This window comes from uncultured Chitinophaga sp., assembly GCF_937874145.1.
GTDB lineage: Bacteria > Bacteroidota > Bacteroidia > Chitinophagales > Chitinophagaceae > Chitinophaga.
Map to the genome: position 1 here is coordinate 1 of NZ_CALNBI010000462.1, position 11908 is coordinate 11908.

The following is an 11908-nucleotide window of genomic DNA, read 5'->3' on the forward strand; positions in this document are numbered from 1 at the left end:
GCGTCCGGATGCCGCTGTAGGTGCTGGTCTTGCCCCAGTCCACGGGGTCCGTGTCCTGGAAGTAGCCGTCCTCGAGGAACTCCTGGCCCTGGAAGATCATCGGGATGCCAGGCGAGGTGAAGACGACGCCCGCCGCCAGCGTGGAGCGCTTCTTGGCGGCCCAGCTGCCCGCGTTGCCCGGTCAGATCTCCTCCGGGACGCGCGCCTTGCCGTTGGCCACCTCGTCGTGGCTCTCCGAGTAGATGACGCGCGCGGTGTGCCGCCCGCTGTAGCGCTGGGTGATGGCGTTGCGCACCGCGTTCATGTCACGGCCGCTGTCGTTCGACGCGATGACCGCCGCGCGGATGGCGTGCACGAAGTCGCCGCCCCACTGCGAGTCGAAGCCCGCGCCGCCCGAGGTGTCGGACGTGGCGTCGTTGGTGATGGAGTCACCACCGCCGAAGTCCTCGGCGATGCCGAAGTCGGTCACGATCGCCTTCGCGTGACCGATGTGGAGGTAGCCGTTCGGCTCGGGAGGGAAACGCGTGAGTACCCGCCCGCCGTTAACGCCATTGGAAATGTCTTCTTCTACGATCTGTTCCAGGAAATTCAGTGATCTTTCTTCGCTCATATTTGGCTTTTTATCCGAAATGCAAAGGTAATATAATTGAAAACACGCTTTTGCCGCACTTTCGGGGAAAATACTACATTTACAATCCAATATTCGAATTATGGTCAACCCGAATCAACGTCCCATCCGCGTACTGGTAGCCAAAGTAGGCCTCGACGGCCACGACCGCGGCGCCAAGGTGATTGCCTCCGCTCTCCGCGACGCGGGGATGGAAGTCATCTATACCGGTCTGCGGCAGACGCCGGAAATGGTGGTAAATGCGGCTTTGCAGGAAGATGTGGACGCCATCGGCGTGAGTATCCTTTCCGGCGCGCATATGACCGTATTCCCGAAAATCATCGCTTTGATGAAGGACAAGGGGATGGACGACGTGCTGCTGACCGGCGGCGGCATCATCCCCGATACCGATATGCAGGAACTGTACGCCCTCGGGGTAGGAAAACTGTTCCCGCCAGGTACCCATACCCGGGAAATTGCCGATTATATCGCAGCGTGGACCGGCGAGCACAGAGAATTTTAGTTTTTTTTGAAACTTTTCACAAACACGTTCGTCTTCTTTACGGACGGCAGCATAACGAACGCTTTCCGGGGCAACCAAAACGGAAAGCCCGGCTGTGTGATGCACCGCCGCTGTCCCCATCCTTAACCACTGTAAAGTTGAAACCATCATGAAACTCGTCCGCTACACAATGCTATGCCTGGCCCTTACCGCCGCCGCATCCACCGCCCGCGCCCAGGAAGAAAAGACGGAAGATACCACCGTCGTATCTACCGAAACCAAAAAGAAAGTAAGTTATCATTTCCACATCTATGCACCGCCCAAACCCGGTAAAGGCTACGTGACCGCCGGCGGCAACGGCCCCCTGCTCTCTTTCGCCAATGTGAAAAATAACGACGAGCACGTGCGGAATATCCCCCGTTTCACGATTTTCTTCAATATCGGGACTAACTACAACTACGATTTCAATAACAATATTGGAATATTCAGTGGGTTGAATATCAAGAATATAGGTCTGATCACCAAGCCAACTGACAACGTGAAGCTGAAGCAGCGCGTGTACACCCTGGGCGTACCGGTGGGTTTCAAGATCGGCGACCTCCGCAGTGGCACTTTCCTGTTCTTCGGCGGGGAATACGACATGGCTTTCAATTATAAGGAGAAATATTTCCTCGACGGCGACAAGAAATCCAAGTTCAACGAGTGGTTCAGCGACCGGACGGACCTGTTCATGCCTTCCCTGTTCGCGGGTTTCCGTTTCGGGCCGGCGTTCGGGATCAAGGGGCAGTATTACCTGAACAACTTCTTCAACAAGGATTACACCGAAACCATCGACGGCGTGAAGACGCAGCCGTATAAAGACTTGAAAGCCAACCTGATGTTCGTGACGCTGAGCTACAATTTCGGCATCCGCAAACATGAGAAAACGAAGACCACCACAACCACCGAGTACCGCAAAGGCACGAAGGTGATCATCGAAAAAAGAACGGAAATAACTGATTAATAGGTAATTAGCCAACTCAAAGAGGAAAGCGCCGCCTGTATGGGCGGCGTTTTTTTGTTGCGGTATTTCAAAACCATTTTTAGTACGGTTACAATACGGTATCCCTACTGTATCCCTACTAAGCCATTACTACATCGCCGTTAGGGAATTTTCCGGCGGGCCTGCAAGTTGAAAACACTTAAATTAGCCGGATCATACCAAAACAAAACATCTTTCCATATGTACAACACCATCAGCACCCAGGTGAACGACGGCATCCTGGAAATTACGATCAACCGGCCGGACAAGCTCAACGCCCTCAACCGGGAAGTGATGAAAGAACTGGCTTTGGCCGTGGACGAGGTTTACAAGAATAACGAGGTGTATGCGGCCATCATCACGGGCAGCGGGCCGAAGGCGTTTATCGCCGGAGCGGATATTTCCGAGTTCCTGGAGCTGACGCCGGAGCAGGGGATGGACCTGGCCAAGAAAGGGCATACCATTTTCCAGCGGATAGAGGATTGCCATAAGCCTATCGTGGCGGCGGTGAACGGGTTTGCCCTGGGCGGCGGCTGCGAGCTGGCCATGGCCTGCCATTTCAGGCTGGCGAGCAATAACGCGCGGTTCGGGCAGCCGGAAGTGAACCTGGGGATCATCCCCGGTTATGGCGGCACCCAGCGGCTGACGCGCCTCATCGGCAAAGGCAAAGCCCTCGAGCTCATGCTCACCGGGGATATGATTTCGGCCGAAGAAGCGCTGAAATGGGGGCTCGTCAACCACGTGACCACCCCGGAAGAACTGCTGGCAAAAACCCGCGAACAGCTGGCCAAGATCCGGGAAAAGGCGCCCCTGGCCGTTTCGCGCGTCATCAAATGCGTCAATTCCTACTTCAAATACGACGAAAACGGATTTGAAACGGAAATCAAAGAGTTTGCCGACAGCTTCGGAACCAAAGACCTCACAGAAGGCGCAACGGCGTTCATCGAAAAACGTAAACCCAATTTCAAAGGAGAATAAACCGCAGGTTCTGTACCTTTACGGACCAAAATTTACAGATTATGGATTTCAGGATAGAGAAAGACACGATGGGCGAGGTGAAAGTGCCTGCCAATGCTTATTTCGGCGCACAAACCCAACGCTCCATCGACAACTTCAGGATCGCACAGGATATTAACAGAATGCCGAAGGAAATCATCAAAGCCTTCGCTTACCTGAAGAAAGCCGCCGCCCTTACCAACCAGGAAGCCGGCGCGCTGCCCGCGGAAAAAGCCGCCCTCATCGGTAAAGTGTGCGACGAAATCCTCGAAGGCAAGCTCGACAACGAATTTCCCCTCGTAGTTTGGCAGACCGGTTCGGGCACCCAATCCAACATGAACGTGAACGAAGTGGTGGCCTACCGCGCCCACGTGATCAACGGCGGCCAGCTCACCGATAAAGACAAGGTGCTGCACCCGAACGACGACGTGAACAAATCTCAATCATCCAACGATACCTTCCCCACCGCCATGCACATCGCGGCGTATAAAATGCTGGTGGAAGTAACGATCCCCGGGATCACGAAGCTCCGCAACACCCTCGCCGCCAAAGCGAAGGAATACATGCACATCGTGAAGATCGGCCGCACCCACTTCATGGACGCCACGCCGCTCACGCTGGGCCAGGAAATCAGCGGCTACGTTTCGCAGCTCGACCACGGCCTGCGCGCCATCAACAACACCCTGGCGCACCTGTCGGAACTGGCGCTGGGAGGCACAGCCGTAGGCACCGGGATCAATACCCCCGAAGGTTACGCGGTAAACGTTGCGAAACACATCGCCAACCTGACCGGGCTCCCCTTCGTGACCGCCGAAAACAAGTTCGAGTCCCTCGCCGCCCACGACGCTATCGTGGAAGCACACGGGGCACTGAAAACGGTAGCCGTTAGCCTGATGAAAATCGCCAACGACATCCGCATGCTGAGCTCCGGCCCCCGCTCCGGCATCGGCGAGCTCTTCATCCCCGACAACGAGCCCGGCTCTTCCATCATGCCCGGCAAAGTAAACCCCACCCAGTGCGAGGCCCTCACCATGATCGCCGCACAGGTGCTCGGGAACGACGTAGCCATCAACATCGGCGGCGCCACCGGCCACTTCGAGCTGAACGTCTTCAAACCCATGATGATCTATAATTTCCTCCACTCCGCCCGCCTGCTCGGCGACGGCTGCGTAAGCTTCAACGACAAGTGCGCGGAAGGCCTGGCGCCCATCGAGGAAAACATCAAAAAACACGTAGACAATTCCCTCATGCTCGTAACCGCCCTCAACACGAAGATCGGGTACTACAAAGCCGCCGAAATCGCGCAGAAAGCGCACAAGGAAGGCACCACGCTGAAGGAAATGGCCGTGAAACTGGGTTACGTAACCCCCGAAGAATTCGACGCCTGGGTAATTCCCGGCAACATGGTCGGCAAACTCGGTTAATCTGATAGGAACGAAATAGCAAAAAAGGTTGCCTGCAAATGCGGACAACCTTTTTTTATGAACATAAGCAGTGCAGGTTAAAGTTACCGGTTGATGGAACGGCCGAAAAGAATGCCGAAGTTCATAGATAAATAGGCATTATCCCCGAACCCGGCTTTCGGGCCCGGACGGAGGCCGGCTTCCAGCCCCCCGCGAAGGCCATATATGTTGCCGATGCCGTTTATACGGGCGCCGGTTCTAAAACCCAGCCTGGAAACAGGTGATTTGCTGATGTCGAGGCGTTGGGAAACGTGGCCGCTGACACGTGAATAGGGCATCAGTGAAGACCAGTACAACATGTCCTGGAATTGAGCCTGATGCGCATACATCGCATCGGCATACAGATCAGTCTGCTTCTTCACCTGGCGTTCTCCCTGGTATTCGCTATCCACCAAACGGATCTTCAGATCGCGGAACGTAGAGTAGCCCAACCCGGCAGTGATGATGCCGGCTTTAAACATCGAAGATTCATCGCCAAGCACAGGTTTGATTTCATATCTGTCGCCTTCGTGTTGGTAGATGTATGCCGGTGAAGAATTCACATACTTAATTTCGTTGTCACTTTGCACCAGGCGATTGTCGATCTGGTAGCCAGCGCGAAGCATGAAGGCTTTTTGTACATCGCCCCGGAGGCTGCCTACCACTTCCGCCGTTCTGCCGCCGAGTCTTTTATTTCCTATCCCGAGCTTGTAACCGCCTTCCTTCGTCCAGCTGCTGAAAGCATAGGCCATGGAGATATCCAGGTTATTGGAATGGCGGTAGTTGAAGGGGCCGCCCACGTCCGAGGAACTGTAGGGCTCGTTTTTACTGCCTTTATCGGCTTTCGGATTATCGAGATAGGAGATCTGGTAATCGGCGGATATGCTGAATTTACTTTTGTATGTATAGAGTAGTCCAAGCCCGCCTTTAATGTTGATGTTTAGTCCGTGAAGGTCTACAGTAGCCAGGTTTACAGCGATAGCCGCAAAATCCGAATTTGCGGGATCGTTCCTGAGCAGATCGTAATACACCGTATTATTGACATACTTTCTTTCGCTGAGGCCGGATTCCGTTTTTCCTGGTGTGGCGGTTGTGGATTTGTCTGCTGATTTCCCCGAAGGCTTCACCAAATCAGGGAATGCGTAACATTTGGCGTTGTATACATCAACTGACTTGTGGATCAGGTCGCGGCCTTTATTCCTGTTGTTCCCCCAGAACCCCGCGCCGGTGAGCATCGTGCCGAGGCCCATGCCAAACCCTACGCCTATACGCCAGCCTTTCATTTCCGGGTTGGCGATAAACCCGGAGAATGCTACGGCAGTACCAACGAGAAGGCCACTCCACAAATACCGGTTACCTTTTTTGATGGACTTGTTGCCCTGGTCCAGGAGTTCCCTGGCTTCCCAGCAACGGTTGTAATACTGCCTGAGAATGCTGCCGCGTTTGTCGATTTCCACAGGTTTTTTACCATTGATACTGACAAGCTGGTACGTTACCTGGTATTCACTGGTCATGCCCCGGGAAGACGTCGTCCGGTTAACCGTTTCATACAGTAATTCCAGTTTTGTGGTATTAAAGGCTCTTCTTGCGGCATTTCTTGCTTTGGCAATGGAATCAAGTTGTGCATGCGCCGATATCGGGGCCAACAAACACATCATCCAGCCCAATCGTTTGAATGATAACATCGTAGGTATAGGTTAATAAAGGATTCGGGCGCAAGATATAGTGTTATTGTTTTTTATGTATGATACTTATGTGTTATATTAATCCGCGAAAAGCGGTAAAAGCAAAAAGGTTGCCTGCAAATGCGGACAACCTTTTTTATGTTCTGCCTGGAACCAGGCTATTTCATGATCGTGAGAATAATCGTGCGCAAGCTCATCGCGATCACCAGAACTGCTACCAGGATCATGAGCGGTTTGCGTTTCATCTTTTTAACGAGGATAGCTGCAAAGGGAGACGCGATCACCCCTCCGAGCACGAGCCCGATGATCACCTGCCAGCTGTCCACGCCGTTGAAGAAAAGCAGCGTACCCGCGCTGGACGCGGCGATGAAGAATTCGGCCGCATTCACCGAACCGATGGTGTAATTCACGGTGCGGCCTTTTGCCAGGAGGGTAGAGGTCACGATCGGGCCCCAGCCCCCTCCGCCGATGGAATCCATGAAACCGCCGAAGAAAGCCAGCGGGCCCAGGCGGCGCGTCTTGCTCTTGGGCTTGCGCTTCTGCAATGCCTTGCGGAGAATCAATATGCCGAGGATCATGAGATACGCACTCATGAAGGGTTTGATAACATCACCATCGATCACGTCGGAGAGTAGCCAGGCCCCCGCCACCGCACCGATCATGCCGGGGATAAGGAGGTGGAGGAACAGTTTCTTGTTGACATTCCCCAGCTTGAAGTGCGCGATGCCGCTGGCGCCCGTGGTAAACACTTCGGCCACGTGTACACTGGTGCTGGTCATAGCCGGCGAAACGCCCAGCCCCAGCAGGAGCGACGACGAAGTAGCGCCGTACGCCATGCCCAAAGCCCCGTCGATCATCTGCGCGGTAAGCCCCACGCCCATAAAGAACAACAGCTTGCTGGTGAACACGTCCTGCGCCATCTGCGCGATCCGCGTCTGCGCGTCGTGCGATATGCCGTAATGATACGTGAACCACAACCCGGCCGCCACCACCAGGATGGAAACGCCGATCAGCACCCAGATCCAGTAACTCTTCTTGTTATCCTCGTTCACGAGGTCTATGAGCACCTTCTGGGTGGCATCGGTAGCTACACGCTGTTCCGCCTTGTCGATCACCTCATTATGGGACATACTAATTATTAATAAAGTCTACAGGAATTGTGGACTAAAAATAGATGTAATCCACGGTTTATCCAAATATTTCTGCTTCAAAATAAAAAAATGACGGAGGCCGCATAGCGCCTCCGCCGGGCAGGTTGGTCTTTGTGTAACAGGGTTTCCAATAGTATGGTAAAGCGGCCGCAGCAGGCTGCGGCGTGCTGACAGTTATTTGGTCAGCAGCCCTTCGATCGTGATGGCTGCGTAATATAATCCGCCGATGGTGGGGCCTGCCGCGTACTGGATGTAGCGGTGGTTGAACAGGTTGGAACCGCCGGCTTTGATCGTCGTTTTATACTTCGGGATGCGGTAATTCACCTGTGCGTCCACGGTGCTGAAGGCCGGCACGTCGCCGTTGGCGAGGGGGCTTTCCCAGTAGAAGGTGTTCTGCCAGCGCCAAACCACGTTGAAGCCGAAGTTCTTGAACAGCTCGCGGTTCCCGAAACTCAGGTTGGTAACCCAGTCGGGCGTGTTGAAGCCGGTGGCGAATACGTCTTTCTCCTTGTTATCCACGATGTCGTTATAGTTGAGGTTGCCGGCTACCGTCCATTTCTTATGGAAGTTATACGTCAGCCCGAGGGAAGCACCGTAGTTGTCGTAAGTGTTTTTGGCGTTGGTGTATACCCGGTAGCGCGTCTGCTTGCTGCGGTTGGCGGCCAGCATGTCCAGCACGGAAGCATCCGTCCCTACTTTATCCGTTGCGGGGACAGACACCTCCACCTGGCCGAGGAAGCCGTCGTACCGGTTGTAATAAGCGTCCGCGTCGATCACGAATTTGTTGCCGAGCAATACACTGCGGTAGCCCACTTCGAAGGAGTTGATGCGTTCCGGACGGGTAGGGCTGAGGGCGGTCACCTCCAGCAGCGCCCTGTTTTTCAGGGCGGCGTCGTTGGCGGAAAGGCCGTCGGCCACGTCTTTGTTGACGGCGTTGTTGAAGGTGTTTACGGAAGCGAGGGTGTACGAATTTTCCAGGTAGCCCAGCCCGTCGTTGATGTAGGAAAGGCCACCCACGCGGCGCACGTTGCCGTTGTTCACGAAGGAGAGGGCTTCAAAGAGCGCGGGGAAGCGGAAACCGTTCTGCCAGCTGGCGCGGAAGTTATGTTTCTGCGCCAGTGTATACACAGCCGCCAGGCGGGGATTTACCTTGGGGTCGAACTCCGGGTTGTAATCCACGCGGAGCGAGCCCACCAGCTTCAGCTTGTCTTCGAAGAAGGTTTTGCTCACCTGCGCGAAGCCGCCGAACTTCTTGTAATACACGTTCTTGCCGCCGGGTGTGGTCCTGTCTTTCAGGGGCTTGGTGAAATCCACGAAGTTGTTGCCGTCGGGGATCACTTCATAAATACGGCCATCGCCGCCCACCAGGAGGTTGAGGAATTTAACATGCCGGCTGAGGTCCCACTGTGCATCCAGGTGATACACGCGGCTGTGCTGGTCGAGCCAGGCGCCGCCGGTAGCGGGCGCGCCGGAAACGGAGGCGGCATGATCCCAGTTGTTGATGCCGATGATGGTATTTTTCAGCGCTTCGAACTGCGGCGTACCGGGAAGCACGCGCCCTTCGTCGGCCGTTACCCTTGCACGGCGCATGGCTTCAGCGAGCTCAGTACCGGCATTGATCTCGGACTGGAGCTTGCCCTTGAAGGCATCGCGCCAGGCGTTGTTGCTTTTATTGGTAAGGTCGAGGTTGTCGGTGAGGGGCTTGAGGTTGTAGGAGTCGCCGGTATTTTCGAGCATCACGTAGCTGCGCACGAAGTAATCCGCGCCGCGCAGCTCCAGCTTATGATTCTGTACGACCACACCATCCAGCTGGATCTTATTGCCGCGCTGGAACAGGCCATCCATTTGCCCGCGCCGGTAGGTGTAGCTCAGTTCCGCCTTCGGCGTGATGCGCCAGTAAAGGCCAAGGTCCGCTTTGATATTCTCCACCACCGGGTTTACGAGGTCTTTTTCCCAATAACCGGTGCGGCGTACGTTGAAGGTTTCGTTCTTCCCGTTGAGGGTAACGCCTACAGACACGTTGTTGTTATTCTCGTCGCCGTATTTGTTCCAGGCATCGTAGGCCGGATTGTTGCCCGCGCCGCTCAGCGCCGGGAAGCGGCTGTTGGCCGCGCTGTTCTGGTCGATGGCGGTGCTGGCGCGCCAGTCGGTGCCACGGAGATAGCTGGCGTTGATTTTGAAGGCGAATTTATCTTTCCAGGAATGGGCGTAGCGGATGGCGGTTTCGGTAAGCACGCTGGGGTCGTAGTCGATCCCGTCTACATGGTTGACGCCGATTTTCTGGTAGATGCTGAGTCCTTTATACAGGAAAGGGCTTTTGGTTTGCAGGTTGGCCATCCCGTTGATAGCGTTCATGCCGTAGAGGGCGGAAGCCGCGCCGGGGGTGATTTCCACGCTCTGGATATCGAGCTCTGTGGGGCCGATGGCGTTGCCGAGGGGCACGCCGAGGGTGGCCGCCTGCATATCCACCCCGTCTACCAGCTGCATGAACCGGAAATTGTTGGGGATGTTGAAGCCCCGGGTGTTGGGGACTTTAAACGTCAGGCTGGATGTCGTCATCTGCACGCCTTTAACGTTTTCGAGGGCGTCGTAGAAGCTGGGGGCGGGGGATTCCTTTATCGCCCTGATATCCAGCTTTTCGATGGCTACCGGCGATTTGAGGGCCTCCTCTTCCACCCGCGAAGCCGTTACCACTACTTCCTTGCCGAGGAGGGTTTGGGTGGCTAGGGCAATGTCGAGCCGGGAGCCGGTGCCGGTTACTTCAAACTCCTGCGACTGGAAGCCCAGGCTGGAGAAGACGAGGATGAAGGGAAATTTCAACCGGGTTTTGAGAATGAACGCGCCGGAATTGTCAGTGGTAGTACCGGCGATGGTGCCTTTCACCTGGATGCTGACGCCCGGAATCGGTTCCCCGGTGCCCTGGTCCTTCACTTTCCCCGATATCTGAACGATGCTGTTTTCCTGGCCGTGGGCGGTAACCGCCGCCAGCAGCAGGGGAAGGGTGAGAAGAAGACAGAAGCGTTGTAATGCTGTTTTCATATAGTTTTTGGCTTGATAAATACTATTAGTCTATAGGAATTGTAGACAAATGTAGAAGGGAAATAGGAAATTTGCAAGAAAGGGGAGCAGGGAATTTTGAAATAGGCCACAGTAGCGGCTTTGAGGTTCTGGTCGCCGCTATCTTCCCGCAGCGGCAATGGCCCCGGCCCCGGCGCTTCAGCCTGGAAAAGAAAAAGCCGCTTCCCGGAGGAGCGGCTTTCTACCTGAATATTTTATAAGGCTAAGCTACTTTATCATCCAGCACCGGCTGTGTACCCACCGGTTTCTCCTTTTCCTCGCCCGGCTTGTGCAAAAAGCGCTTCTGGAAAATCAGGATCGCGATCACGCCCACCGAAATGGCCGCATCCGCAATATTGAAAATCGGCCGGAAGAAGATGAAGTGCTCACCGCCCCAGAAAGGCACCCAGTCCGGGAAAAAGCCTTCGATAAGGGGGAAATACAGCATATCCACCACGTTCCCGTGCAGGAAAGTACCATAACCGCCGGCGGCCGGCAGGAATTGCGCCACCGTGCTGTTCGTGCTTTCCGAGAAAATCATCCCGTAAAACATACTGTCGATCAGGTTGCCCGCCGCGCCCGCCAGGATCAGCGCGCCGCAGATGAGCAATCCGGTGTGGTATTTCTCGCGTACCAGCTTCTTCATATAAAAGAACCCGACTACTACGGCCACCAGCCGGAAAAGCGTCAGCGCGATCTTGCCGAACTCACCGCCGAACTTCAGGCCGTAGGCCATTCCTTCATTCTCAATAAAATGAATCTGAAACCAACTGCCGAACACGGGAAAACTCTCGTTCAACGCCATATTCGTCTTGATCCAATATTTCACGATCTGATCGATTAGCAGGATACCAATCACGATCCATACAATGTGACGATACTTCAAAACTTCAAATTTTTCCAAAAATAATGTATTATTTCAATTTGTTTCCCTCTACTGCTATTCCTGGAAATAAACGCGCTTTACCCGTTGCGAAATGCCGGTCAGGATTTCGTAAGGTATGGTGCCGGCCCATTTCGCCAGGTCTTCCACCGGCAAGCCTTCTCCGAATACGATCACTTCATCGCCCTCGGCAACATCCGGGATATGCGTCACGTCGAGCATGAGCATGTCCATCGCGATCACGCCGGCTACAGGCGCCAGCTTGCCGCGGATGAGCATCTTGCCGTTCCCGTTGCCCAGCGAGCGCATATAGCCGTCGGCGTACCCAATGCGGACCGTCGCGATCAGCGAAGGTGCTTTGGCCTTCCAGGTAGCGCCGTAGCCCACGGTGTCGCCTGTGGGAATCCGTTTCACCTGCGCCACGGTGGTTTTCAGGGTGCTGACGTGCCGCAGCTTATCCTGGAATCCCTCCGCGCTATCCACCCCGTACATCCCGATCCCCAGGCGCACCATGTCCAGCTGCATCTGCGGCAGGCGGTGAATAGCGGCGCTGTTGGCGATGTG

At 55.0% G+C, this 11908-nt stretch carries 10 protein-coding genes; 4 read left to right on the plus strand and 6 right to left on the minus strand.

All coding sequences use genetic code 11. The features are described 5' to 3' along the window. Positions 1–181 precede the first annotated feature (181 nt). Positions 182–700, minus strand: coding sequence for a glutamate--tRNA ligase family protein (locus tag Q0510_RS22275; protein WP_298716636.1), 519 nt, complete (start codon positions 698–700; stop codon positions 182–184). A gap of 10 nt (positions 701–710) precedes the next feature. Between Q0510_RS22275 and Q0510_RS22280 the strand changes: the two genes are divergently transcribed. From Q0510_RS22280 to fumC, 4 genes are all read left to right on the plus strand, one after another. Beyond that, positions 711–1130 (plus strand): cobalamin B12-binding domain-containing protein, encoded by a 420-nt coding sequence (locus tag Q0510_RS22280; protein WP_298716639.1) that lies wholly within the window; start codon positions 711–713, stop codon positions 1128–1130. A gap of 148 nt (positions 1131–1278) precedes the next feature. After that, the gene (locus Q0510_RS22285) at positions 1279–2112 is read left to right on the plus strand and encodes a hypothetical protein (protein WP_298716641.1); all 834 of its coding nucleotides are present in this window, start codon (positions 1279–1281) and stop codon (positions 2110–2112) included. A gap of 219 nt (positions 2113–2331) precedes the next feature. After that, positions 2332–3108 (plus strand): enoyl-CoA hydratase-related protein, encoded by a 777-nt coding sequence (locus Q0510_RS22290; RefSeq protein ID WP_298716643.1) that lies wholly within the window; start codon positions 2332–2334, stop codon positions 3106–3108. Between the two features lie 41 nt (positions 3109–3149). Further along, a complete protein-coding gene (fumC, locus tag Q0510_RS22295; protein WP_298716646.1) occupies positions 3150–4550 on the plus strand; it encodes a class II fumarate hydratase in 1401 nt (466 codons plus the stop codon). 83 nt (positions 4551–4633) lie between these two features. On the opposite strand, the gene Q0510_RS22300 is transcribed toward fumC, so the two are convergent. From Q0510_RS22300 to alr, 5 genes are all read right to left on the minus strand, one after another. Then, entirely contained in the window at positions 4634–6226 is a 1593-nt protein-coding gene (locus Q0510_RS22300; protein ID WP_298716648.1) for a hypothetical protein, read from the minus strand. Positions 6227–6411: 185 nt separating this feature from the next. Then, a complete protein-coding gene (locus tag Q0510_RS22305; protein ID WP_298716651.1) occupies positions 6412–7383 on the minus strand; it encodes a sulfite exporter TauE/SafE family protein in 972 nt (323 codons plus the stop codon). A gap of 195 nt (positions 7384–7578) precedes the next feature. Beyond that, on the minus strand, positions 7579–10443 hold the full coding sequence (locus Q0510_RS22310; RefSeq protein ID WP_298716654.1) for a TonB-dependent receptor: 2865 nt from the start codon (positions 10441–10443) through the stop codon (positions 7579–7581). 241 nt (positions 10444–10684) lie between these two features. Continuing rightward, positions 10685–11347 (minus strand): lipoprotein signal peptidase, encoded by a 663-nt coding sequence (locus Q0510_RS22315; protein WP_298716656.1) that lies wholly within the window; start codon positions 11345–11347, stop codon positions 10685–10687. A 54-nt stretch (positions 11348–11401) separates the two neighbouring features. Beyond that, a partial coding sequence (gene alr, locus Q0510_RS22320; RefSeq protein ID WP_298716658.1) for an alanine racemase occupies positions 11402–11908 on the minus strand: 507 nt, incomplete at its 5' end.

What these genes read in the sequence shown, in the direction of transcription:
- Q0510_RS22280 (WP_298716639.1), top strand. Translation starts at nt 711, where the DNA reads ATGGTCAACCCGAATCAACGTCCCATCCGCGTACTGGTAGCCAAAGTA.
- Q0510_RS22285 (WP_298716641.1), top strand. Translation starts at nt 1,279, where the DNA reads ATGAAACTCGTCCGCTACACAATGCTATGCCTGGCCCTTACCGCCGCC.
- Q0510_RS22290 (WP_298716643.1), top strand. Translation starts at nt 2,332, where the DNA reads ATGTACAACACCATCAGCACCCAGGTGAACGACGGCATCCTGGAAATT.
- fumC (WP_298716646.1), top strand. Translation starts at nt 3,150, where the DNA reads ATGGATTTCAGGATAGAGAAAGACACGATGGGCGAGGTGAAAGTGCCT.
- Q0510_RS22300 (WP_298716648.1), bottom strand. Translation starts at nt 6,226, where the DNA reads ATGATGTGTTTGTTGGCCCCGATATCGGCGCATGCACAACTTGATTCC.
- Q0510_RS22305 (WP_298716651.1), bottom strand. Translation starts at nt 7,383, where the DNA reads ATGTCCCATAATGAGGTGATCGACAAGGCGGAACAGCGTGTAGCTACC.
- Q0510_RS22310 (WP_298716654.1), bottom strand. Translation starts at nt 10,443, where the DNA reads ATGAAAACAGCATTACAACGCTTCTGTCTTCTTCTCACCCTTCCCCTG.